Origin of the sequence: Nocardia sp. CC213A, assembly GCF_030766805.1 — a bacterium.
Taxonomy (GTDB): Bacteria; Actinomycetota; Actinomycetes; order Mycobacteriales; family Mycobacteriaceae; genus Nocardia; species Nocardia otitidiscaviarum.
Genome location: NZ_JASFXA010000005.1, coordinates 318,119 through 341,804, shown reverse-complemented (window position 1 = coordinate 341,804; position 23,686 = coordinate 318,119). Strand labels below are relative to the sequence as shown.

Annotated in this window: 18 protein-coding genes; 11 read left to right on the top strand and 7 right to left on the bottom strand. The window is 67.1% G+C overall.

The features are described 5' to 3' along the window. Window position 1: 1 nt before the first annotated feature. Both QJS31_RS12390 and QJS31_RS12385 read right to left on the bottom strand, forming a co-directional pair. Entirely contained in the window at window positions 2-3,361 is a 3,360-nt protein-coding gene (locus tag QJS31_RS12390; RefSeq protein WP_306356741.1) for a hypothetical protein, read from the bottom strand. Further along, window positions 3,358-4,428, bottom strand: coding sequence for a hypothetical protein (locus QJS31_RS12385; protein WP_306356740.1), 1,071 nt, complete (start codon window positions 4,426-4,428; stop codon window positions 3,358-3,360). The genes QJS31_RS12390 and QJS31_RS12385 overlap by 4 nt, the downstream gene beginning before the upstream one ends. 448 nt (window positions 4,429-4,876) lie before the next feature. On the opposite strand from QJS31_RS12385, the gene QJS31_RS12380 reads away from it, so the two are divergent. The 3 genes from QJS31_RS12380 to QJS31_RS12370 all read left to right on the top strand — a co-directional run bounded on the left by QJS31_RS12380 (window position 4,877) and on the right by QJS31_RS12370 (window position 10,251). Then, window positions 4,877-5,941 carry a hypothetical protein gene (locus tag QJS31_RS12380; protein WP_306356739.1) on the top strand — a complete coding sequence of 355 codons (1,065 nt, stop codon included), beginning with the start codon at window positions 4,877-4,879 and terminating at the stop codon, window positions 5,939-5,941. Between the two features lie 859 nt (window positions 5,942-6,800). Then, window positions 6,801-7,937, top strand: coding sequence for a Fic family protein (locus tag QJS31_RS12375; RefSeq protein WP_306356738.1), 1,137 nt, complete (start codon window positions 6,801-6,803; stop codon window positions 7,935-7,937). 268 nt (window positions 7,938-8,205) lie between these two features. Continuing rightward, the gene (locus tag QJS31_RS12370; RefSeq protein WP_306356737.1) at window positions 8,206-10,251 is read left to right on the top strand and encodes a TerD family protein; all 2,046 of its coding nucleotides are present in this window, start codon (window positions 8,206-8,208) and stop codon (window positions 10,249-10,251) included. Window positions 10,252-10,293: 42 nt separating this feature from the next. Here QJS31_RS12370 and QJS31_RS12365 read toward each other — a convergent pair whose 3' ends face one another. Then, window positions 10,294-10,638, bottom strand: coding sequence for a hypothetical protein (locus QJS31_RS12365; RefSeq protein ID WP_306356736.1), 345 nt, complete (start codon window positions 10,636-10,638; stop codon window positions 10,294-10,296). Between the two features lie 226 nt (window positions 10,639-10,864). Between QJS31_RS12365 and QJS31_RS12360 the strand changes: the two genes are divergently transcribed. The 4 genes from QJS31_RS12360 to QJS31_RS12345 all read left to right on the top strand — a co-directional run bounded on the left by QJS31_RS12360 (window position 10,865) and on the right by QJS31_RS12345 (window position 15,076). Further along, entirely contained in the window at window positions 10,865-11,917 is a 1,053-nt protein-coding gene (locus QJS31_RS12360) for an ABC transporter substrate-binding protein (protein WP_306356735.1), read from the top strand. Between the two features lie 83 nt (window positions 11,918-12,000). Beyond that, window positions 12,001-12,966, top strand: a complete 966-nt coding sequence (locus QJS31_RS12355; protein ID WP_282778101.1) for an iron ABC transporter permease — start codon at window positions 12,001-12,003, stop codon at window positions 12,964-12,966. Beyond that, a complete protein-coding gene (locus QJS31_RS12350) occupies window positions 12,963-13,745 on the top strand; it encodes an ABC transporter ATP-binding protein (RefSeq protein ID WP_306356734.1) in 783 nt (260 codons plus the stop codon). Before QJS31_RS12355 ends, QJS31_RS12350 begins: the two co-directional genes overlap by 4 nt. Window positions 13,746-13,774: 29 nt before the next feature. After that, window positions 13,775-15,076, top strand: coding sequence for an MFS transporter (locus QJS31_RS12345; RefSeq protein WP_282778084.1), 1,302 nt, complete (start codon window positions 13,775-13,777; stop codon window positions 15,074-15,076). A gap of 17 nt (window positions 15,077-15,093) precedes the next feature. Here the strand turns inward: QJS31_RS12345 and QJS31_RS12340 are convergent, their stop codons facing one another. Further along, window positions 15,094-15,693, bottom strand: coding sequence for a GNAT family N-acetyltransferase (locus tag QJS31_RS12340; protein WP_306356733.1), 600 nt, complete (start codon window positions 15,691-15,693; stop codon window positions 15,094-15,096). A 214-nt stretch (window positions 15,694-15,907) separates the two neighbouring features. On the opposite strand from QJS31_RS12340, the gene QJS31_RS12335 reads away from it, so the two are divergent. Then, window positions 15,908-16,894 carry a GNAT family N-acetyltransferase gene (locus QJS31_RS12335; RefSeq protein ID WP_306356732.1) on the top strand — a complete coding sequence of 329 codons (987 nt, stop codon included), beginning with the start codon at window positions 15,908-15,910 and terminating at the stop codon, window positions 16,892-16,894. Here the strand turns inward: QJS31_RS12335 and QJS31_RS12330 are convergent. Continuing rightward, window positions 16,873-17,940, bottom strand: coding sequence for a YihY/virulence factor BrkB family protein (locus QJS31_RS12330; RefSeq protein ID WP_282778089.1), 1,068 nt, complete (start codon window positions 17,938-17,940; stop codon window positions 16,873-16,875). The two genes, QJS31_RS12335 and QJS31_RS12330, sit on opposite strands and share 22 nt — an antisense overlap. A 123-nt stretch (window positions 17,941-18,063) precedes the next feature. On the opposite strand from QJS31_RS12330, the gene QJS31_RS12325 reads away from it, so the two are divergent. After that, window positions 18,064-19,785: a DEAD/DEAH box helicase gene (locus QJS31_RS12325; protein ID WP_306356731.1), complete on the top strand. Its 1,722-nt coding sequence runs from the start codon at window positions 18,064-18,066 to the stop codon at window positions 19,783-19,785. 165 nt (window positions 19,786-19,950) lie between these two features. Continuing rightward, complete coding sequence (locus QJS31_RS12320; protein ID WP_306356730.1) at window positions 19,951-21,501, top strand: APC family permease; 1,551 nt, start codon at window positions 19,951-19,953, stop codon at window positions 21,499-21,501. Window positions 21,502-21,528: 27 nt separating this feature from the next. Here QJS31_RS12320 and QJS31_RS12315 read toward each other — a convergent pair whose 3' ends face one another. After that, entirely contained in the window at window positions 21,529-22,131 is a 603-nt protein-coding gene (locus tag QJS31_RS12315) for a TetR/AcrR family transcriptional regulator (RefSeq protein WP_282778094.1), read from the bottom strand. Between the two features lie 109 nt (window positions 22,132-22,240). Here QJS31_RS12315 and QJS31_RS12310 point away from each other — a divergent pair, with 109 nt between their 5' ends. Then, window positions 22,241-22,981 carry an SDR family oxidoreductase gene (locus QJS31_RS12310; protein ID WP_282778097.1) on the top strand — a complete coding sequence of 247 codons (741 nt, stop codon included), beginning with the start codon at window positions 22,241-22,243 and terminating at the stop codon, window positions 22,979-22,981. A gap of 152 nt (window positions 22,982-23,133) precedes the next feature. On the opposite strand, the gene QJS31_RS12305 is transcribed toward QJS31_RS12310, so the two are convergent. Next, window positions 23,134-23,685: a hypothetical protein gene (locus QJS31_RS12305; RefSeq protein WP_282778099.1), complete on the bottom strand. Its 552-nt coding sequence runs from the start codon at window positions 23,683-23,685 to the stop codon at window positions 23,134-23,136. Between the last annotated feature and the right edge of the window lies 1 nt (window position 23,686).

Here is a 23,686-nt window from a genome sequence, read left to right as displayed (position 1 = left end):
GTCAGAGTCCTTCGATTGTGCTCAAGGCTGTGTACAAGCAGCCGTAAAGGGCATCGACAAGGTCCCGATCGGCGTCGGTGCAGTCGGGGCGGAAGTAGGGTGCGAGGACGTCACGCAGCCCGATCAACAGGCTGGTCGAGTCATCGTCACGCGCGGTGTCGGATCTCTGGGCGACCGCTGGGGCGAAGGCCGCGTCGCAAAAGAACACCTGTGCTGGTTCGCCACCACGGACGAGACGGCCGATGACCTGCCAGATGGTAACCAGCATGGTCCAGGCCAGTGCCTGTTGCTCCGCAGTGCGCAACGTGCTGTAGGCGAGCTTCATGTGAAGAAGCGCCCGCCAACGGCGGTGCGCGGCTCGCCGGAATTCTCGGGCGATTTCACCGATTCCCTCACCAGGGTTTCTCACCGCCGGAAGCCCGTTGGCAATCTGCAGGCAGGCCCACTGGTTCACGCGCTGGATGATGTAGTGCAGATCGTCCGGCCGCGGGTGTGGCCGGATCAGGAAGTAGGCCGCGCCGATCGCGGCCTTGTCCTCGTCGTTGAGGATGTTGTGGCCGCGCTCGACCGCCAGCAGCGGGGCCACCAAGAGCCAGGCACCGGTGTCAGCAAAGGTGGAGACGTCACCACGGCGCAGTGCGCGCGGACCATCCCAGGAGGCGGTGAATTCTTCATCATCCGGGATGAGCCGACAGATCTGGTCGCGCCAGCTGCTGCGCAGGCGCACAAGGTGGTCGGCGACGAGCTTGGCCTCCAGATAGCTGCCTACGAGAAGCAGGATTCGGCGACGGTTGGGTGGCAGCAAGTCGCGCCGCTGTTCCAGCAGGCTTTTGCCGGCGCCTGGATCCGCCAACGCAGCGACCATACGCTGTAGTGCTGCTTCGCGGCGTTCACCGCGAGTTCCTGATATCCGGATCGGTTCGGTGCTGCTGCCCGCGAAGAGCGGCAGAAACTCGAAATGGCTGTGTCGGATCGCGGCGAGCTCACGGTCGGGCGGCTTGAGGACCGCGTCGACCGGTACATCTATGTGGTAGCGCGGCGAAGTACCTGCCCAACTGGTGGCCGAGAGCATCAGGACGTTGGGTCCATGCTTACCATCTGCTTGGTACAGCTCGTGCAGGTGCGAGAGTAGCCATCGGCCGATGCCCGTGCAGCGGAAGAATCGAAGCTGCCCCATTGGACCACCCCGCCGATTCGGGGCGTCGTCCTCTTCGACGTACTGGAAGCCGAGGACGTTACCCATCGGCGACTCAGGGACGACCGATTGAAACTCCCGAGGCGCCCGGTGAAACAGGGAAGAACCGTTGCCTTCGAGACCGAGTTCGAATTCGACATCCCGGAACATCTCGACGAGGCGATTGAGTCTGGTGGCGAGGACGGCAACGTATATTCCGAACTGCAGCCGGGTGGCCTGCCGTTCGAGCTCGACATCATCGATCCCGGACAGGGTTCCATTCGCCGCGGGCCAGTTCTTTCGCAGCGTTCGTAACCATTCCTCAACTCTCCGCTGCCGATCCGCCTCGTGGCTGTCGTTGAGAATTGATTTCGTGAGGGCGACCATCTCGACGGCGACCTCATCCGGAGGAGGATCGCCAGCCAAGGGGTCATCGATGAAGGTGTCGAAGGCTCGGCGCAATCGGATGTACGCCGGATCCGACTCCCAGCCTTGAGTGGGCTGGTTGCCACGCCCGCGTGGGCCGTATCCCGCCCACGCTTGGGCGAGTTGTTGGCTGAGCGTCCATTCGGTGAAATAGCCGGTATCGAGCCAACGACGATCCAGAGCTTTCGGCGTGCGATTCTGGTCGGCGGAGAGGAGCCCATACATCATGTGAACGGAGGTCATCGCCGTCGTCAGGGTGGTGGCCCACAGCCGGACCCTCGGGTCGTGCATCCGCTGACGTTGGTCGCGCCGGATCCACTCTTTGGTCAGTCGATCGATCTCGTCGAGCCAGGCTTCGAAACCCTCGCCGATCAACTGCTGGCTGGGGCTGAAGACGGCGTCCAACTGCGCCTGTACCTGATCGGCCTCATCGATCACGATCAGGTCGCTACGTCGCCATGCTGGCTCGAGGTAGCGCATCTTTTCGCCGTTCAGCTCGGTCGGAACCGGTGTATGGATAAGGCTGGCCGGGGTAGCGACCCACACTGCGGCATCGACAAGGTCACGCGATGGAGCGTGCCGGGCGCACCCGTGCCACAGGGGACAGCCCTGATGCTCGCCGTCGTCTTGGGCATCCAACGCTTCGAGTGAGCGGCACGGCGGTCGCCGGACATCCCACGGGTGCGCGCTGTGATCGCGAAGGCCGTCGAGGCCGCAGGCGGTGCTGATGAGGTCGAACATAGGCTCATCGGTAGGCCCGATTGTGCCGTCGCTGGGTGCTGTGAGTCGGTGCAGTCGACGAAGATGCAACAACCGGTTGGATTGGCCCAGCACGGGCGCGGCGGCGATCCCCAGCGCGCGCAAGTGTGTCACCTTCCGCAGTACGGTGGTGACGTTGTCGAGGACGACGCAGATCCGCTTCGACGGTTGCGACAATGAGGTCCACAGGATGAGTACCTCGACGAGGGTGCTCTTGCCTGCCCCGACCATACCGATCAGGTGGAGCATCCCATCGATGGTGAGTGTCTGCGACGGATGGAAGCTGTGATCGGCGGCGCGGACCTCCAGTCGCACGTCCGACAGCCGAGACGCCCAGTTGGACCGAGGAGACCAGCCCGACTGTTCCTCGAGCTGATCTCCGTGCTCCGCGGCGGCTTGCAATTCCGCCCAACTCACCGTGATGGGGTCGCGCTGACGGATGGTGAGGTCATGGCCAGTGGGCGGTGAGCCCAGCGGTATCCACTCTGGGATGGTCACGCTGGTAGGCCCTTGCACAGTGCTTACCAGGTAGTGGCCATGGACGCCGGGGCTGGCTGAGGTAGTCGCGTGTGGTGGCGGTGCCGAGAGTGCCTGGTCGAACAATTGCCACCGATCGGTCAGCGTTCGGGGCTGCCGTCGTCGTATCGCACCGGTATCGAGGTCCAGTTCGTAGCCGCGCAAAGTCTCATCAAGAGCGGAATACCACCGCAGTGCCGACTGCCAATCGTGAAAATCCTTGTACCGCAACAACAAGTGGCGGGCGACCGCGATCACATGTTCGGTTTCTTCATCGACCGATTGGCCGCTCGCATGCACAAAGGGGTATCCGCCCAAAAGCGCCCAGGCGTCGGTGCATGGAGAGGTCGGCGCGACCTGCTGAGCTAGAAAGATGCAGAGCTCGACGTCGAGCAGCCTTGCTGCTTCACGTCGGTGCATGGGTGGGTCGGAGGCCCGCTGCACTGCCTTGATCGCATCTGTTTTCCATCGCTGGCTGTCTCTCATTCCTTCCCCTCCCTCAGCCGCGCCACGACGCGCTGGATATAGGCCCGTTCGGTAACGACTTCGATGTGCCGAGACCGTTTCAACCACTCACAGTGCTGGCGAACTGTTCGGACGTAATGTTCACGTCCGCGAACTTGTTCCTGCGCGATCACAATGAACGCTCGTTCCGAACCTTCTGGAGGACGAAACGGCTTCTCGGTTAGCCGTCGGGCAAGTCGAACCGGGTTTGCCCATGACTTCACGTCAGCGGGCCAGGCCAGCCCCTCGGGAAGGAGATCGCAGGAGTCGTATCCAGGCCACAGATGTACTTTGACCCGTTCCTTCTTCAGTGCCCTCTCGATGGCCTTGGCGATCCGAATCTCAGGGCGTCCTGGGGCCGTGACGAACATCCGGAATTCGCGCGCCAGCCAGACCACCCCCTCGGCAGCAGTGAGTTGTGTTCGGACAGAATGAGGATCAGGGCAATCCCATTCCCGGCACCCTCGACGCCCGTGTGCGTCCAAGGTGCGCAAATTGCCGCATCCCCCGCACACCTCGGCGAAGCCACCGACGAGAGTCTCCGGCGGCGCAGGGCGATATGCCGACCGCAGTTCGTGAGCGAGCAGGGTCAGCTCCGGGCGGCCAAGCTGTTTGAGGAGTTCGCGCTCGGACATGGCGGGGCATTCAACGAGCAACCGGCGAAAGGCAACATAAACATCCGCGCGATTGCGCGCGCGGCACTTGTCCAGCACCGCGTTCATCAGCCGACGCTCGCGAATCTCGGCCTCGACGTCACCGGAGCCCAGGACTGCCCACTCCACGCATTCCCTGCTCGGCCGCCCTCCGACCAGCAGGCGCTCATCGACGTCGATGCCATCCGAGTGCAGCTGCAACGGCCACTGTCTGAACGGCAGCCCGGCCCAGCCGATCAGATCCATTGCGCTGCGCGGCGGATCCGCCCCCGCAGCCAGGCACATAGCGGTCAGTCGATCAAGTGCCCTCTGCATCATCGCGGGATAGGGGACGTCGATGGCGGTGTTCCCGTCGCTGATGTTGTCGGTCAAGGTCATCAGACCAGTCGCCAACATCCCGACCGCAACCTCGCCCCATTCCGCCGGCCACGCAGGCCGCCTCTCCGAGGCACTACCTATAGCTAAAGCCATGGGCGGACTGTAGCTGTGACCACCGACACTTTTGAGTTCGATCTCCATAAATGCCGGTTGGTTTCGTCCGTTATGGAGGAAATGCGCGAAATCGGCTCGCAGAGTTGAGAGATCGACTGGGCATCCGGCTAGTGAGCCGCGAAGCGCTTGCAGATTCCAGACGGTGAGGTGACCACCAGCCCCGAAGATGCGAGCGAATACCCCCGAAACAAGGGACGTGGTACTCGCGTCACGTACGATCTGGGATCGCTGAATGCACGATGATTGAGTGCGAAGGGGGCGGGAAATGGCGGGTGGGGTACCGGAGGCAGTGCCTTCGGTTAGTGAGCTCTCGGAGATCCGTGGCCGCGTTCGTCGAGAGGTGCGTAGGCGATTGGGCGAGCTGGGGGTCGTCCTCCTCCTGGTCCTCGGCGCTGTCGCGGGTGCGTTCTGGGTAGCCGCCGGGGCCGATGGCCCGCAGCTTCGATCCGGAGCCTGGGTGACAGAGGTCCGGAAGGCAGTTACCGGGCGTATCACCGCCGAGCAGTCACTGGCCATCGTGTTGGCGATGTTGGCATTGAACGCGACTATCAATGTGGCACTCGCGATTCCGCAGAACCTTTCTCAGCTGAGACCCCATGAGCAGGTGTCGCTCATGGAGTGGCGGAACTGGCTCGATCTCACCTCGCTGCTCGCCGCTAGCGTCGCGGTGCTGGCGGGTATCGCAGCGTGGCTGGGACCCACGATACGAAGCACATCGTTGATCTCCGTGTTCACCGATGCCGCCGCGCTGCTGTGCGTGGCGTTGATGGTCAGCATCACCCAGGCCACCAGCAACGCCGCAGAACGGGAGATCAACCGTGCCTGGGCGCGGAAACAACGACGCCTCGTGCTCGTATGTAAGCGACTGCTCCCGCCATCGTCCCAGCCCCCACTGTGGCGAGGCAGAAGACTGGCGATTCGGCTGGCAGCCACCGGATTGTTGATCACACTGGCGACTGCCATGGTTTCCACGGTGGCGTGGTGGGTGCTCGCAGCCCTCACCTATGACAGCCCCCTCCAGCCGGGATGGATCACCGGGGCCGCTATGATCGAACTGATGTTCTGCGCCCTGTCGGTACTGGCAGTCGGGCTCTCATCGTTCCTGCGGTGGTCGTGGTACCACACCCCGCATGCTCGGCTCAACATCGTCAGCTGGGGCATCCGTATCGCCTACGTTCTCTTCTGTACCACTGCAATCGGCCTCACCGCGGCGACCACATCAGGGCCTTCCATCGCGAACTCGGTGATGTTCTGGTTGCCGATCGTGGGGTTGCCGATTGTGATGTGGTGGGTTATCGGCCGAACTCGACGCGATTCGCTGGCATCAACATGGATGCGCTCGCTCGCGGCTCCATTGTGGAGTGCCGTCTCCGCCAGCCTCGACAACCAAGCGAGGAAGCGACGGCACCACCGCTAGATTGCCTTCCGCTGTGTTTCCGAACTGCCGCGAATCTATACATTAACCGAGGCAGGACCGCCGGACGTCAATCGCTGCCGGACCAGCCACGAATACGCCGCACCACCTCGACATCGGCAGATATTCGCAGTTCACGGCGGGTAGGTGTTTGTGTAGATGCTGTACGTGCCGCCCCGCAGGTTCGAACCGATATCGGAGCGGCTGCACGCTGCCATTGCCGTCTACGGCGCGACAAGTAGCAGTTTCCGCTGGTTGAACACGTGTGCGTAGTGGTCGATACCCTCTCTGGACACCATCACGCGTGGATGCGATCCCGGATTCCTTCGGTGTGTGCGGGCCGTGCACTGTCGAATGCGGGCAGTCGTACGGCCCAGCCGCAGGGACCACATTCCGCGTCGGTTGTGGGCATCCCGGAGACGAGCCGATATCTGGATCGAAATGCAGGGGCGTAGCCGCCCGTCGATGGTGTGATTGCTACTCACTGTGGGTGCACTTGGCAGCCGAAACGGTGGGCAGCGATGGGAATTCAGGTGCGATTTTGCGTGCCATTTTGCGGCCGAGATGGTAGGAAGCCAAGGGCTTCAGCCGGAACCCATGGGACACGTTGGGACCGCGAAACAGCAGGTCAGGATAGGTAGAACCCCAAGATCGCCCGGTCGGCGCACGATCTTGGGGGTTCTACGAGATGATGAAGAAGGATTGAGCTGTTTCCTCAGCTCGAGCGGCCTGAGCAGTGGCCGTAGCGTTGCTGCGTCGTCGACCGGTTGCCGTCGCACGCCGCCATCTGGGGTGACGAGGAAGGATCGTCAGCCCGATCGGGCGGTTTGACGTAATAATTGCGTCAAACTATCATGGTATCATGCTGTTCCCGACGCCTGAATTGACTGCTGTCGACGCTCGTGTCCTCGCCGATGTGGACCGGATGCGCGTCGACCTGCGTCACGAACTTCAGGGCAAGGCTGGCAAGTGGGCAAGTGGGCTGCGCAAGTTCCTGACGGCGGACGCTGTCGCCGCGTCGAACTCCATCGAAGGGTTCAGGGTCTCCACTGTCGATGTGGAGGACTTGATCGCCGGTGAGCGAGATGTCGAGGTTTCGGAGGAAAACAAGGCCGAGACGCTGGCCTACGAGCGGATGATGACTTACATCCAAACGTTGCATGATGTCGTTGATTTCGGCTATAGCAAGGGATTTCTGAACGCTCTGCATTGGATGCTGCAAGGGCATCGGCACGCCGAGCGTCGCCCGGCCGGGCAGTGGCGTCCCGGCCCCGTGTACGTGACCGACGCTCGCGACCCGAGTATCGCTGCGTACACCGCCCCTGACGCTGACGCGGTGCCGGCATTGATGGAAGAGCTTGTTGACTGGCTCAATATCGAGGACGGCACACACCCGCTCGTGCGGGCGGCGATGGCTCACCTGCATCTGGTGTCCATCCATCCGTGGGCCGATGGCAACGGACGTATGTCGCGATCACTGCAGACATTGATGATCGCCCGTGAAGGTGTTCTCTCGCCGGAATTCTCGTCCATCGAGGCATGGCTCGGCCGGCCTGGTAACACGTGGGAGTACTACCAGGTGCTCGGCCGGCGGGGCAGTACTTATCGGCCGAATCAGGATGTGTCCGAATGGATTCGGTTCAACTTGACCGCCTATCACCAGCAGGCGCAAACCGTGCATGCGCGCTGGGTTCGGTCCGGCACGGTGTGGGCGATGCTCGAGGAATACGTCAGGGGTATCCGCCTCGACGAAAGGGTTGTCAGCGCATTGCACGATGTCGCGATGTCCGGTCGTGCTCGCCGAACTCGATACGAACAAGCCGAAGGGCTGAGTCTGCAACAGGCGCAACGCGATCTGCGTGACCTCGTCACACTCGAGGTGCTCGAGCCGGTCGGTCGCACTCGCGCACGTTTCTACACTGCGGGACCGCGCTACCCCGTAGATGTGCTGGAGGTCTCAGGCACCCCCACGACCCTCGAGAATCCGTACGCCGAATAGCGCAAGCGGGCGGAGTAAGTCATCGAGCCCGTTGTCGGAACCAGCCGGACCTTCGTGTGGATGTCGCGGGTGGCCGCGCGAAATAGGGAGGAATGATCGACGGGTTCACGCTATGGTCACCATCGGTGACCGCCGGCGACGTGCCGGGGAGGGGTGGACGACTGTGATAATCGACGAGTTGGTCGTTCGCCGTACCTTGCGGGTGCCTGCGCCCGCAGGCGTGGCGGGTGATGGGTCCGTCGCGACTCGGCAGTTCGACGCCGTGTTGATGTCGGTGGGGTTCAAGCTCTCCGAGGAGCTTTTCGATCTGTTGTCGGCGCTGTCGGCGGGGGTGGTGATCGATACCGCGGTGAGCGTGCTCGCGGCTGTTCGCGGGATGGTCGGCGATCATGTCCAGCACAATGTCTACTTCCGGGACTTCCCCCGCCATGTGCCCGAGACGGTGGAGTTCTGGGCCGAGTGTCTGGTCGAGGCGTTGGCGGAGCCGGAGGTGGCGGAGCGGATCGGTGGTGATGTGCTGCTCGGTTCGTTGAATCTGCTGGATCTGCCGAAGTACGGACGCTACCAACACGATTACGCCGACATGCTGGCCGCGCACGCCGAGTTCATCGCGGGTGCGGGCGACCGGGTGACCGTGCTGCATGTCGGCGGGAAGGTGGCCGACGAAGCCGCCGGGCTGTACCGCGCGCTGGCGGGCGCGGCCACCCCGGGCAATGACGACGACCGGGAGGCGCTGCGCGCGCTTGCCCGGTACTGCGCGACCGATCCCCTTCAGCCGCAGGATATTCCGGTGCGAGAGAACCGGGCGCTGATCAATGCGGTGCGCCTGGAGTTGGGGCTGGAACCCTTGCTGGGGACGGTGACCGATGTGCTGCGGCTGGCGTGCGCGATCTCCGGTGGCGACGTCACGCTCGTCGAACCGACGCGGTTCCGCACGCTGCCGCGCTCCTATCGCAGAGCGCTGCTGGCCGGGCTGCACCGACTCGTGCTCGACAACCCGAGTGTGCTCGGGGATATTTCGCGCCATCGCGAACAGTGGAAACGGCTCGGTGAGCGCCTGCATCCGCACGAGTACCCGAAATGGCCGCGCGCGGCAGAGGTTTTCGCGGTGGCGCGCGGCGAGCTGGACGCCGAATCGACCGTGTCGCGTTTCGAGCGGCTGATGCGCTCGGGGCGTGTCGACGACGCGGCCGCTGTGCTGCGAACCCGGGCGCCGGGACTGCTGTTTCGGTCGGCGGACCGAGTGCTGCGCGCCAGCCCGACACCCGATCAGGACGCGATGGTCACCCGCATCGCCGACGCCGCTCCCGAGGTGTCGGGCCGGGTCCTGCTGTCACTGCGGGAGCACCTGGAGAACCGGGACGCGGCGCGCGGTCGACGGCGGGTGTTCATCAATCGGTCGGCCCGCGGCCACGCGATCGACGATGAGCGGCCGCCGATTTCGCGTGCGGCACTCGAGCGGTTGCGGGATGTGCTCGACGGCGAGATTCGCCGTCGCCATGCGGCGCTACCGCGCTGGGTGGTCGATCCGGACATGCTGAATGTCGCGCTGCCGATCAGCGGGAAGTCGATCGCGGGTGGATTCGGTACCCTGCCGCGCGGCTCGGTGTCAGCCGTGGACGGGCGGCTGCTGCGCTTTTTCGTGTACTGGCGAGAACACCAGCGGCGCACCGACTTCGACCTGTCCGCTCTGATGCTCGACGGTCGCTACGGCAGCCCGACGTGGCTGTCCTACACGAATCTGACCGCAGCCGGTGGATGCCATTCGGGCGACATCACCGAGGCACCGTTCGGCGCATCGGAGTTCATCGAAGTCGACCTGGCCAAGGTTCCCGCGCGGATTGTGATTCCCCAGGTGAACATCTACTCCGGGGAGGGATTCGATGAGGTCGCCGAATCGTTCTTCGGCTTCATGCTCCGCGAGGGCGAGCAGCGGGGCGCACCGTTCGAACCGCAGACGGTGCGCATGAAGTCGGATCTCCGTGGTGCTGGTCGCGTGGCCCTGCCCCTGGCGTTCATCCGCGGCGGAGGCAAGCGCTGGCGGGCGGTGTGGACCCACCTGCACCTGTCGGGACAAACGTTCAATCGGGTGGAGGACAACCGCCTCTCGACCGTCGACCTGATCCGCAGCGTGGTCGAACGCCGGTATCTGAAAGTCGGTTACCTCGCCGGATTGCTGGGCGCGGACATCGGCGATCCCAGCCCGGTGGCGGGCCAACCGATCACCTATGTCGGACGCGAGGACCCCGGGCAGCTGCCCGACGGTTCGATCGTGATCACACCGAGAAATCTCGCGGAGCTCGTTCCGGTGTAGTGCTAGAGTCGGTGACGGCGAGGCCATGGGGACGCTTCCTTCTCACACTTCACATGTTCCAGCATCTCCGCTTTCCTCGCCTTCACCTTTCGGTGCCGTCGCGGTTTCCGTTGCCCGGGAAGCGGTTCCCAGCCGAGTCGCGAGGATCTCGACCCCCGGCCCGGCGGTGTGTGCGAAACCCGCTGGGCGGCCGGTGATCACGAGCAGTAGGGCCAGCGTGGGGCCGTGGATCTCGAGTCCGTCGCCGTGTTCCCAGGTGGAATCGGTGGCGCGCAGCCGGACGCCGTCGAGGCGATGGCGGTCCCAGACCGGCCAGCCGACCTCCACCGCGCGGTCGGCGGCGGCTTCGAGGGAGACGGTGATGGTGCGGCCCAGGGGGATGGCCATGTCCTGGGATATGCACCATGGTGTCGAAGAGAATGTTCCGGTAGCTGGTGAGCTCAGGCAGATCACCGACCCGTACGCGTGAGCGCGCGGGGGTGTCGGTGAGGGCCGGGGCTCCCGGCGGATCGGCCGCGCGTGGTGCCACTGGACAACGTCTGTACGATGCTTAGCCTGCCCTAATTTGTGGTGCCGACCGCTACCGCCGAGCGATCCTGATGAAAGGTTTCCGATGCGCCCGAGCCCCCGCCGACTAGTCGTCTCGGCCGTTGTCGCCATGCTGTCCGCCGGTGTGCTCGCCGGTTGCGGTGCCTCGGAACCGATCGACGACACGGCGGCGGCATCCGACACCGAGGGCGTGGTGAACTACCCGCTGACGCTCGAGAACTGCGGTCTGTCACAGACTTTCGACCGGGCACCCGCCCGGGTGGTGTCCCTGGACCAGGGGTCCACCGAGATCCTGCTCTCGCTCGGACTGGCGGACAAGATCGTGGGCACCGCGTCCTGGACCGATCCGGTCCGGGATAATCTGGCCGAGGCCAATGCCGATGTGCCCCGGCTTGCGGACAATGCCCCGTCCTACGAGGCCGTGCTCGACACCGACCCGGATCTGATCACGGCATCGTTCGGGCGGCACTTCAAGCGGGAGGGCGGCGTCGCCACTCGGGAGCGGTTCGCCGAGACCGGCATCGAGACCTACCTGTCGCCCACCGACTGCGCGGACGGCCGGTCCATCAACGCCGGCGGAAAACGTACCCGGCCGCTCACCATGGACGCCCTCTATCAGGAGATCACCGAGCTCGCGCAGATCTTCGACGTGCCCGGCCGAGGCGCGCGGCTGGTGGCGGAGCTGAAGCAGCGCACCGATGCCGCCGTCGAGAAGGTGCGGGCCAGCGGGCAGACCGTCGGCTTCTGGTTCGCCGACACCAGGAGCCCGTACTTCGCCGGGGGGACGGGATCGGCGAACCTGCTGGCCACCACGGTGGGGCTGACGAATATCTTCGCCGAGGAGGCCGACGACTGGCCGGCCGTGAGCTGGGAGGCCGTGGTGGACCGCAATCCGGACATCCTGGTGCTCGGTGATCTGGCCCGCACTCGCTTCCCGGGCGATCGACTGGACGACAAGAAGGATTTCCTGGCGTCCGATCCGGTGGCGGGTGCCATGACGGCGGTACAGGGTAAGCGGTACATCGCACTGCACGGTGCCGAGCTGAATCCGTCGATCCGCGCCGTGGACGGCATCGAGAAGCTCGTCGACGGCCTCGCCCAACTGCCACCGCGGTGACCGCGCTCGATCGCGGCGGTCGCGTCGCCACCCGCAACCGCGCCACCGGCCCCGCCCTGATACTGGTCGGCCTCACCCTGCTGGTGCTGTCGGTGATGGTCGCCGTGACCCTGGGCACCGCGGACATCTCCCTGGTGAATGTGCGCGACATCCTGACCAACCACCTGCGTCTGACCGATATCCCGGTCCGGCGCACCGAGGACGCCATCGTCTGGGAGGACCGGCTGCCCCGCTCCCTGGTCGCCGCGGCATGTGGCGCCGGGCTGGCGGTGTGCGGTGTGGTGCTGCAGTCGCTGCTGCGCAACCCGTTGGCCGACCCGTTTCTGCTGGGCATCTCCTCCGGCGCCTCCACCGGCGCGGTGATCATCGGAGTGCTCGGCCTGGGCGGCGCGGTGATCGGCATGTCCGGTGGCGCGTTCGTCGGTGCGCTGCTCGCCTTCGCCCTGGTGCTGCTGCTGGCGCGCGGGTCGGGCGGCAGCAATGAACGGGTGATCCTGGCCGGAGTGGCCATGACCCAGCTGTTCTCCGCCCTGACCTCCTTCGTGATCTTCGCCTTCGCCGACTCCGACGAGACCCGGGGCGTGATGTTCTGGCTGCTCGGCTCGCTGGAGGGGGTGCGCTGGGACGATGTGTGGCTGACCGGCACGGTGGCGGTCGCGGGCGTGCTCGTCTGCGCGGTGCTGGCCTTCGTGCTGGACGCCTTCACCTTCGGTGACGAGGTGGCCGCCTCGCTCGGCATGCCGGTGCCGTGGGTGCGGGCCGGGCTGCTGGTGCTCACCTCGCTGATCACCGCCGCACTGGTGAGCGTGGCGGGCGCGATCGGCTTCGTGGGGTTGGTGCTGCCGCACGCGGCCCGGTTTCTGGTCGGTCCCGGGCACGCCCGGCTGGTACCGGTCGCCGCGATCTTCGGCGCCGTATTCCTGGTGTGGGTCGACGCGCTGTCCCGGGTGGCCTTCGCTCCCACGCCGCTGCCGGTGGGCGTCGGCACCGCCCTGATCGGCGTCCCGGTGTTCGTACTCATCATGTTCCGACGGAGGGCGGCCGCATGACACTCCACGCGGACAGCGTGACCTGGGATCGCGGTGGGGCGATCGTCGTCGACTCGGTCAGCGTGCATCCGGAGCCGGGGCAGACCGTGGGTCTGCTGGGCCCCAACGGTTCCGGCAAGTCCTCGCTGTTGCGGCTGCTCGCCGGGCTGGCGGCACCGACCGCCGGCACCGTCGAACTGGACGGGCGTGACCTGCGCCGGATCGGGCGGCGGGAGGTGGCACGGGCGGTGGCCGTGGTCTCGCAGCACGCGGACACCAATGTCGACGTCACCGTGCGGGAAGTGGTGCGGCTGGGCCGGATTCCGCATCGTGGCCTGTTCGACAGCGATCGCGCGGCCGACGATGCCGCGGTCGTCGCCGCGCTGGCACACACCGGCCTGGAGGACAAGGCCGACCGCCTGTGGCATCGGTTGTCCGGCGGTGAGCGGCAACGGGTGCAGATCGCCCGCGCGCTGGCCCAACAGCCACGGGAACTGCTGCTCGACGAACCCACCAACCACCTGGACATCCACCATCAACTGGAGTTGATGGCGCTGGTGGCACGGCTGCCGGTGACCTCGATCGTCGCCCTGCACGATCTGAACCTGGCCGCCATGTTCTGCGATCACCTGATCGTCTTGCGCAACGGTCGGGTCATGGCGGCCGGGCCGGTCCGTGAGGTGCTCACCACCGACCTGATCGCCGAGGTGTATCAGGTGCGCGCCGAGGTCACCGACACCGCCGACGGCGGGCTGCACATCCGCTTCCTGCCCACGGCGGTCGCGGTGGAAGCGCGGTGATCGGTCGGCTGCCCGGTGGGGACCGCCGCGTGACGGCGGTGAGTGGGTTCCGGGCGGCCGGTCCGGTGGTGCGCCTGCTGGTGCTGACCCAGTTGGCGTTCAATGTCGGATTCTTCATGGTGCTGCCGTATCTGGCGGTGCACCTGAGCGACGATCTCGCGCAGGGCTCGGCCGTGATCGGCGCGGTGCTGGGGTTGCGGACTGTCTCGCAACAGGGGTTGTTCATCGTCGGCGGGATACTGTCCGACCGGATCGGGGTGCGGCCGGTGGTGTTGCTGGGCTGCGCCTGCCGGGTGCTCGGATTCCTCGGATTGGGTCTGTCCACCGGTCTGGCGGGGATCGCCGTGGGAGCGGTGCTCACCGGTTTCGCCGGTGCGCTGTTCTCCCCGGCCGTGGAGGCCGCGCTCGCCCGCGCGGTCGCACCGGCGGCCACCGCGACGGACCCCGACCGCCCCGACGCTCGACTCGACAGTGCGCGTTCCGCGCGGCTCGGCGCGTTCGCCCTGTTCACCGCCTTCGGTCAGCTGGGCACCTTCCTCGGCCCGCTGGTCGGGGCCGTCCTGCTGCTGGTCGACTTCACCGCCGCCTGCCTGGTCGCCGCCGCGCTGTTCGTGGTGATCGGTTGCGCCCAGCTGCGCTGGCTGCCCGGCGACCCCGGCGAGCGCTCACATGGTGACGCGGGATCGGTGTCCGGTTGGCATGCGGCGCTGGCGAACCGCCGGTTCCTGGCCTTCGCCGCGGTGATGAGCGTGCAGCTGGTCGGTTACAACCAGCTCTACCTGCTGCTGCCATTGCAGGTGGACCGGGCATGGGGATCGGCGGCACCCCTGAGCGTGCTGTTCGCGGCGGCGTCGCTGCTGGTGGTCTTCGGGCAGCTGCCGGTCACCGCGGTCGTCGCGGATCTGCGGCCCGCGACGTGCCTGGCGGTCGGCCTGGCGTCGATGGCCGCCGCGTTCGCCGTCGGAGCGGCCGGTGTCGCGGCGAACCTGCGCGGTGCGGCGGCGCTGACCGTACTGGTCGGATTCATCCTGCTGTTCACGGTGGGCCAGATGATCGCCACCCCCACCGCCCGGGCGATGATTCCCGGCCTTGCCGGGGACCGCTGGCTGGGCACCTACTACGGGCTGTTCGCTTCGATCGGGGGACTGGCGGTACTGCCCGCGGCGACGGCCACCGGTCTGCTGTCCGATCTGCTACCCACCACCGGAATCGGCGCCGCCGGCCCGTGGCTGCTCATGAGCGGAGCCTTCGCCCTCGCCATCGTGCCCATCCTGCGCGGTGCCTCCCCGACGACGACGGTGCGCGCGGGCGAGGGCATGGTGAGCCGCTGATCAGCCAGCCCGGCCGCTCAGGGCGTCGGTCGGAGCATGGCCCAGTGCATCGGGCCGTCGTCGGGCAGCCGAGCTTCGCCGACGACCTTGAACCCCAGCGATTCGTAGAACGGCAGATTCGCCGCGTCCTGCGTCTCCAGAAACGCCCGTACGCCTTCGGCATCCGCGGCGGCCAGGCCCGGGGCGATGACCGCCCGCCCCAGACCCCGGCCGCGCCGGTCCGGGTCCACGCCGACGACGGCCAGACCCCAGACGGGCTCCGCGGGACGGTGCGCCTCGATCACCGGACCGTCCATCGCGACCACGTCGGCGCGGCTGCCGCTGATGTCCTCGAATTCCGCGGCGAGATCCGCGAAGACGCTGAGCGGGGTGCGCGGGGTCAACCAGACCGAGACGGCACTGTGGTCGTCGGTCACCCACACCCGCCCGTGGGGCAGGCCGATGCCGGTGAGGAACAGGAGCTGGTAGCGGGCCAGGCGGGTGAGGTAGTCGTCCGGGGCCAGGCTGCGCCGGGTCATCGGATAGTGCTCGAAAGCGCGGGTGAGGGTGCGGACCGCGGGGTCGATATCGGCGGCGGTGGCGGGACGGATGTCGGCTCGATCGAACGGATGACCCATACCCGCAAGGTACCTGCGTGGCGCGCGGGATGACGAGAACGCGCGACGGGTAAGCATCGCAACCGTTTTCGGCCAGCGCCTGGCTCACCGGGGGATCGCGATCGCCGGAAAACGTGTTGACCGGATATCTCCGGATGCGAACACTGACGCTGTGCACGATGCCATCGAGGAATCGAATGCGCCGCATCGCGATATGCCGCGGCCTGGAGGAAGGATGCCGGACAGCGGCATCGACAGGATTCGGGCCACCCGGGAAACGGACCGACCCGACGTGGTCCGGCTGCTGCACGCGACCTGGCGTGCCGCGTTCGCCCCACACCTGCCGCCGAGCTCCTCCGACGCCTACGTCGCCCGGCGGATCGCCGAGAACTATGTCGCGGAGCGGTGGGCTGAACTGGCGGTCGCGGAACGAGGCGACCGGGTGGTCGGCATGGTGCACCTCGAGGGGAATCTCGTCGCCGCACTGCATGTCGAACCCGCGAGCTGGGGCCGGGGTGTCGGACGACGCCTGCTGGCGTGGGCCGAGCGCCGGGCCTTCGACGGCGGCGAGCGGGTGTTGAGGCTGCAGGTGGAGGACTTCAACGCGCGGGCGGTCGAGCTCTACCAGCGCGCCGGATGGACCGAACTGGTCCGGCGGCCCGATACCGAGCTGGGATCGGGCGGGAAGTCGATCACCATGGGCAAGGTGCTCGACACCGAAGGCTTGCGGCTGCGGCCCTACGATGAGACCGATCGTGCCGGGTGCCTGGCACTGTTCGACGGCAATGTGCCGGAATTCTTCGCGCCCCGGGAGCGTGACGACTTCGTCGAATTCCTGGACGACCTACACGGTCCCTACCTCGTCGGCGCGGACACCGACGGGCGGCTCGTCGCCTGCGGAGGACTCCAGGCCGATGACGAGGACGCCACCGTGGCCGTGCTCTGCTGGGGCATGGTCGATCGGACACGGCACGGGTCGGGCTTCGGACGGGAATTGCTCGCCGCGCGGCTCGATCTGATCGCCGCCGCGGACTTCGAGCAGGTGACGATCGAAACCACGCCGATGAGCCGCGGCTTCTTCGAACGGGTGGGATTTCGGGCACTCCGGACCGAGCCGGACGGATTCGCGCCGGGCTACGACCTGGTGGAGATGGCACTTGTACTGGCCGAGCGGATGGCCGACGATCGGTCCGGGGACGCTCAGACCGTCCGTACCGGCTGAGGGTCCGCGGGCGGCAGCGGGGGCGGGAGATCGGTGTCCGGATCACCGTCGTCGGGGCCGATGTCCTCGGACAGCCGTCGGCGACGGCGCTGCGCCAGCCACTGCTGGAACTGGGTCCAGCGGGTCTGCCGGGCGGGCCAGAACTCCTGCACGCTGGCATTGAACTCCGCACCCAGGATCACCGCGAAGCCGAGGGAGAAGGTGAACAGCAGGAAGGCGATGGGGGTGGCGAGCGCGCCGTAGCTGATGCCGGTGCGGGTGACCCAGGTCAGGTAGCGGCGCAGGCCCTCGCTGGCGGCCATGAAGAACACCCCGGCCACCAGTGCGCCGCCGAAGAGCCGGTGCCAGGGCAGGGTGCGGTGCAGCGCCAGCTTGTACAGGGTGGTCAAGCCCACAATGAGCAGCAGTGCCGTGCCGGGGTAGTAGAAACTGTCGACCAGCCGCAGTCCGGGTTCGCGCCAGCTCTCCGGCAGCGCGCGGCCCACCAGCGCCGGTCCCAGCGCGACCAGCGGCAGGATGAGCACCGAGGCCACCAGGAAACCCACGTACAGCAGCAGGGCGAACAGCCGCTGCCACACCGGATGTCGGGCGTCGGCCTGGCCGTGTGCCGCGGTGATGGCGTCCACGAAGGTGGCCATGGCCGAGGACCCCGCCCACAGCGAGAGCACGAAGCCGAAGGAGACCACGCCGCCGTGTCCGCGCAACAGCACGTCGTTGACCGTCGGCGCGATGAGATCGTCGACCACGCTGGGGCTGAACAGCTTCCGGCTGAAGCTGATCACCTTGGATTCCACGATCTGGACGGTGTCGGGGCCGAACCAGCCGCCCACGTAGCCGAGGCTGCCGAGCAGGCCCAGCAGCAGCGGGGCCAGTGACAGCGTCTGCCAGAACGCGGCCGCGGCGGATTTGGCGAAAATCGAATCGTCCCACGCCTTCACGGCCACATGGGCGACGAGTTCCCAGCCGCGGCGTACGGCGGCGGCGACACGCGCGAGCACGCCGCTCGATGCGGCGGATGTCGCAGAAGGGCCAGCGTGCTCGTTCATGGTGGTTACAGCATCGCCCACCTGGGTTGCGGTTGGCTTGCGACCTGCCAATGTGTCGGGAACCACCCAACTGTGATGTGTCGAATTGGTGCGGTGTCGGTCGCGGTCGCTAATCTCTTCCGAGTGACTTCGGGTGGTGGCGGTTCGCTTCGTGCATGGCAGCGTAGGGCTCTCACCAAGTATCTGACGTCGAAGCCACGGGACTTCCTCGCGGTGGCCACGCCCGGTGCCGGTAAGACCACGTTCGCGCTGCGTATCGCCGCCGAACTGCTCACCGATCGCACCGTCGACCAGGTGACCGTGGTCGCACCGACCGAGCACCTCAAACACCAGTGGGCGGCCTCGGCGCAACGCAGCGGACTCCAGCTCGATTCCAACTTCTCCAACTCCACGGGTTCCACATCGTCGGATTACCACGGTGTGGTCGTCACCTACGCGCAGGTGGCCTCGCATCCGTTCAAGCATCGGGTGCGCACCGAGAACCGGCGCACCCTGGTGATCTTCGACGAGATCCATCACGCCGGTGACGCCAAGAGCTGGGGTGAGGCGGTCGAGGAGGCATTCGGCGACGCCACCCGACGCCTGGCGCTGACGGGTACGCCGTTCCGCAGCGACGACTCGAAGATTCCGTTCGTCAGCTACGAGCCCGACGAGTCGGGTTTCGAGAAGTCGCGTGCCGACCACACCTACGGCTATTCGGAGGCCCTCGCGGATGGCGTCGTGCGTCCGGTGGTCTTCCTCGCCTACAGCGGTGACGCGCACTGGCGCGACAGCGCGGGCGAAGAGTACCAGGCCAGGCTCGGGGAACCGCTGAGCGCCGAGCACACCGCCCGCGCCTGGCGCACCGCGCTCGACCCCGCCGGTGACTGGATGTCGAAGGTGCTCACCGCCGCCGACACCCGCCTGCGGCAGCTGCGCGCCACCGGGATGCCGGACGCGGGCGGCCTGATCATCGCCACCGATCAGGAGAAGGCCCGCGATTACGCCGAACTGATCGAGCACATCTCCGGCAGCAAGCCGACCGTGGTGCTCTCCGACGATCCGGGCTCCTCCGACCGCATCGACCAGTTCAGCCGGAGCACCGACCCGTGGATGGTGGCCGTCCGGATGGTGTCCGAGGGCGTCGACGTGCCGCGGCTGGCGGTGGGCGTGTACGCCACGTCCGCGTCGACGCCGCTGTACTTCGCGCAGGCCATCGGACGTTTCGTGCGTGCGCGCAGACCCGGGGAGACCGCGAGCGTCTTCCTACCCTCGGTGCCGGTGCTGCTCGACCTGGCGGCGCAGCTGGAGATCCAGCGCGACCACGTGATCGGCAAACCGCACCGCGAGGCCAGCGCCCTCGAGGACGAACTGCTCATCGACGCCAACCGGCAGAAAGACGAGCCGGGGGAGGAGGAGCGCAAGTTCGTCGCCCTCGCCGCCGACGCCGAACTCGACCAGGTCATCTACGACGGCGACTCCTTCGGCACCGCGACCTTCGCGGGCAGTGACGAGGAGGCCGACTACCTCGGCATTCCCGGTCTGCTCGACGCCGACCAGATGCGGGCGCTGCTGCGCGACCGGCAGACCCGGCAGTTGCAGGAGCGCAGCGCGGCGGTGGACACCGCGGTGCGACCCGAATCGGGGGCCGGAATCACCGCGGCCACCGAGCGGGCGGCGACCGCCGACCGGCTCGGGGAACTGCGTCGGGAGCTGAACAGCCTGGTGGCCATGCATCACCATCGGACCGGAAAGCCGCACGGGGTGATCCATGGGGAATTGCGCCGCGAATGCGGGGGGCCGCCCACGGCTTTGGCGACCGCCGATCAGCTCGAGCAGCGGATCGCCGCCCTGCGCCGGATGTAGGACGGCGGCACCCGGGAAGCCGCGCCGCTGGCCCTGCGACTCGAGCGCGGACCTACGTGGCTCGGATGCGGCCCCGCCGTTCGGGCGCGGCCCCCGCTCGGTTGTGCTCCGCTCGGATGCGGCCTCGATTCCTGGTTGCGGGAGGGTTGCCATTAACCTTGTTCGGTGACTTCTCCGAGCACCCTGCGGTCGGGTGCGCTTTCCCTGGCGTCCAGCGTCGTCATCGGTGTGGCCTCCGCCGGGCCCGCGTACAGCATTACCGCCACGCTCGGACTGGTGGTCGCGGCCGTGGGGTTGCAGGCTCCGATCATCGTGCTGCTGGCGTTCGTGCCGATGCTGCTGGTGGCCATCGGATACCGGGATCTCAATGCGGTGGAACCGGATCCGGGGACCAGCTTCGTGTGGACGACGCGGGCGTTCGGTCCGTTCACGGGGTGGATGGCCGGGTGGGCGATCGTGGTGTCGGATCTGCTGGTGATGGCGAGTCTGGCCCAGATCAGCGCGCAGTACACCTTCCTGCTGGTGGGTGCCGACGGGATCGGGGCGGACGCCACCAGCTGGTGGGTGCTGTTGCTGGGCATTGTCTATCTGGTGGTCATGACCGCGGTGGCGGTGGCCGGGATCGATGTGTCGGCGCGGTTGCAGTCCTGGTTGCTGGCCGTCGAGTTCGTGATCCTGGTGCTGTTCGCGGTGGTCGCGCTGGTGCGGGTGTTCCTCGGGCACGCCGCCGTGGGTGCGGCGACGCCGAGTTGGGAGTGGTTCAACCCGTTCGCGATCGGCTCGTTCAACGATTTCGTGACCGCGCTGCTGCTCATGGTGTTCATCTACTGGGGATGGGATTCGGCGGTCTCGGTGAACCAGGAGACGGTGGACCCACGGCGCACGCCGGGCCGGTCGGCGGTGCTGTCCACCATCACCCTCGTCGCGCTCTACCTGCTGGTGACGGTGGCGGCGCAGGCGTTCGCGGGCAGCGGCACCGAGGGGCTGGGCCTGGCCAATCCGGATCATGTCGACGATGTGCTCGGCGCGCTCGGCACCGCGGTGTTCGGCGCGGGCCCGGTCGGCTCGTTCCTGGTGCACCTGCTGTTCCTCATGGTGCTCACCTCGGCCGCGGCCTCCACCCAGACCACGATTCTGCCGACCGCCCGCACCACCTACTCCATGGCGCTGCATCGCGCGCTGCCGGAGGCGTTCGGCCGCGTTCATCCGCGCTTCCGCACCCCGATCGTCTCGACGGTGGTGTTCGGCGCGCTGTCGGTGCTGCTCTATGTGGCGCTGAACTTCGCCTCCGGCGGGCGGCTCATCGCCGACGCGGTGACGGCCATCGGCATCTCCATCGGTGTCTACTACGGTCTCACCGGCGTCAGCTGCGCCTGGCTGTACCGGCACGAATTCGCTTCGGACCGAAGGGCTCTGGTCATGAAGGGCGTGCTGCCCGCGCTCGGCGGCGGCATGCTGCTGTTCGCGGCGGGCTGGACGGCCGTCACCTCCTGGCAGGCCGATTACGGCGATTCCGCCTGGACGCTGCCCTTCCCGCCGCACTGGCAGATCGGCGGGGTCTTCCTGCTCGGCGTGGGCACCCTGCTGCTCGGGGTGCCGCTGTATCTGCTGCTCGCCCGCTCCATGCCGGAGTTCTTCCGGGGTGAGGTGCTGGCGCGGCGACTGCCCGCGCCGTCGGAGCGGATCGTCGAATCCGATGTGACGCCGCGCGCCTGAGGTCGACAGGCGCTGGGCGGCAAGGGATCAGCGCGCCGGTACCGGCCAGGCCGCCATGGCGGTGTCGATGGAGCGTTGCAGTTCGCTGTCGTCCACGCCGTCGCGGGCTTGAATGGACAGTCCGTACAGCACGGTCGCGTAGAAGGCGGCGAGGGCGTCGATATCGGTGTCCGGCGGCAGATCACCGTCGGCCACACCGCGTTCCAGCCGCTGCCGGATGTCTTCGGTTGTGCACCTGCGCATATCGATGAGGAAGTCGCGGACGGCGGTATTGCGGGTGGTGTAGGTGGAGCCGGCCAGCACCACCATGCAGCCCCGCGGTGAGCCGGGGGTGGTGTAGGAGCGGGCGTTGTCGCGCAGCATGGCCTCGATGGCGGCGCGGGCGGTGGGCTCCTCGCGCAGGGCGCGTTCGGTCAGGCCGCCCTCGGTGCGGCCGTAGAGCGCGACGGCCTCGCGGAACAGCGCCTCCTTGCCGCCGAAGGCCGCGTACAGGCTGGGGGAGTTGATGCCCATGGCGGTGGTGAGGTCGGTCATGGACGCGCCCTCGTAGCCGTGCTCCCAGAACACCTCCATGGCGCGCCGCAGCGCGATATCGCGGTCGAACGCCCGTGGCCGTCCGCGTTCCGCCATGGCGGACTCCTTTCTGTGTCGATCGTTAAATATACCCCTTGACGCGACCGATCGACCTCTGCTTGGGTATTTATGTACTGATCGACACAAAAAGTTATGGAGGGTTCCGATGTCGGATCTGACGGGCAAGGTGGCGCTGGTGACCGGTGGCAGCCGGGGGATCGGCGCGGCGATCGCCCGCGCGCTCGCCGCCGCGGGCGCGGATGTGGCACTGACGTACCAGGCCAATGAGGTGCTGGCGAAGAACATGGTGGCCGAACTCGAGGCGCTGGGTCGTCGGGCCGTGGCGATACGGGCCGACAGCGCCGACGCCTCCGCGGTGGCCGCCGCCGTCGACCGCGCCGCCACCGAGCTCGGCCGACTCGATGTGCTGGTCAACAACGCGGGTATCTTCCCGGCCAAGCCGTTCGAGGAGTTCACCGTGGACGAGATCGACAACGCCCTGCACATCCACGCCCGCGCCCCGTTCGTCGCCGCGCAGGCCGCGCTGAAGTATCTGACCGAGGGTGGCCGCATCATCAGCATCGGCACCAACCTGGTCGAGCACGCGCCCTTCGGCGGACTGGCGCTCTACAACCTGAGCAAATCGGCCCTCAACGGATTCACCAAGGCCCTTGCCCGTGAACTCGGCCCGCGCGGCATCACCGTCAATCTCATCCAGCCCGGCTCCACCGACACCGATATGAACCCCGCCGACAGCGATCACGCCGAGGGCCAGGTCCAGCTCACCGCCCTGGGCCGCTTCGGTGCGGCCACCGATATCGCCGCCGCCGTCGCCTATCTCGCGAGCGATTCCGCCCGCAGCGTCACCGGCGCGTTCCTCACCGTCGACAGCGGAACGAACGCCTGATCCGCGGTCGGTCGCGACTCGGCTCAGCGGCTGGGAGAAGCGGGATGGTCACCCACGGATGGGCGAAGTCGCCATCGAGCACGCCGTGCTCCTGGGAGATGCGGGGATGCTCGACGGTGACTTCCACGGTCGCCCAGCCGCGCCGACCGTATTCAGGCGACGTCGAAGAACCGGGCGGGATCCAGACTGTCGATGGGGGTCCAGCGGGCCGGCGCGGGCTCCGGGCCCTCCTCGGTCGCGCCGCCCGTGCGGTAGCCCTGGAGGTCCAGGGCCAGCCAGGGATTCTCGTCCACCATGCGAGCCAGCGTGTAGCAGGTGGCGAGCATATGGACGCAGCGGGTGGTGCGCGCGCGGCAGGAGCAGTCCGCGCTGGTGAGGGTGGGTGCGAGGGAGATGCCCGCGGCGCGGATCGCGGCGTGCATCTCGTCGGTCGGGGTCAGCGCACCGGCGGGGACGAGTTCGGCGATGGTGCGGATGGCGGCGCCGGTCAGCGGCGCGAACTCCAGGTAGGTGACCGACGCCTCGGAACCGCGGTGGATGGTGGCGCGCACCACGCTGTGCTCGATCTCCGTCCGCACCCCGCCGTGCCGGGCGATGCTGCGGGCGCGGGGCAGCAGCGGTTCGGGTTTGGTCACCGAGAGCGGTTCGGCCAGGCGCACCCAGTCCATACCCCACGTCGTGAAACCGAATTCGTTGTCGGGCATA

Bases quoted from the DNA above. Each gene is read 5' to 3' on its own strand.
- QJS31_RS12390 (WP_306356741.1), bottom strand. From the start codon at position 3,361: ATGAGAGACAGCCAGCGATGGAAAACAGATGCGATCAAGGCAGTGCAG.
- QJS31_RS12385 (WP_306356740.1), bottom strand. From the start codon at position 4,428: ATGTTGGCGACTGGTCTGATGACCTTGACCGACAACATCAGCGACGGG.
- QJS31_RS12375 (WP_306356738.1), top strand. From the start codon at position 6,801: ATGCTGTTCCCGACGCCTGAATTGACTGCTGTCGACGCTCGTGTCCTC.
- QJS31_RS12370 (WP_306356737.1), top strand. From the start codon at position 8,206: ATGTCGGTGGGGTTCAAGCTCTCCGAGGAGCTTTTCGATCTGTTGTCG.
- QJS31_RS12365 (WP_306356736.1), bottom strand. From the start codon at position 10,638: ATGGCCATCCCCCTGGGCCGCACCATCACCGTCTCCCTCGAAGCCGCC.
- QJS31_RS12360 (WP_306356735.1), top strand. From the start codon at position 10,865: ATGCGCCCGAGCCCCCGCCGACTAGTCGTCTCGGCCGTTGTCGCCATG.
- QJS31_RS12350 (WP_306356734.1), top strand. From the start codon at position 12,963: ATGACACTCCACGCGGACAGCGTGACCTGGGATCGCGGTGGGGCGATC.
- QJS31_RS12340 (WP_306356733.1), bottom strand. From the start codon at position 15,693: ATGGGTCATCCGTTCGATCGAGCCGACATCCGTCCCGCCACCGCCGCC.
- QJS31_RS12335 (WP_306356732.1), top strand. From the start codon at position 15,908: ATGCCGGACAGCGGCATCGACAGGATTCGGGCCACCCGGGAAACGGAC.
- QJS31_RS12330 (WP_282778089.1), bottom strand. From the start codon at position 17,940: ATGAACGAGCACGCTGGCCCTTCTGCGACATCCGCCGCATCGAGCGGC.
- QJS31_RS12315 (WP_282778094.1), bottom strand. From the start codon at position 22,131: ATGGCGGAACGCGGACGGCCACGGGCGTTCGACCGCGATATCGCGCTG.
- QJS31_RS12310 (WP_282778097.1), top strand. From the start codon at position 22,241: ATGTCGGATCTGACGGGCAAGGTGGCGCTGGTGACCGGTGGCAGCCGG.
- QJS31_RS12305 (WP_282778099.1), bottom strand. From the start codon at position 23,685: ATGCCCGACAACGAATTCGGTTTCACGACGTGGGGTATGGACTGGGTG.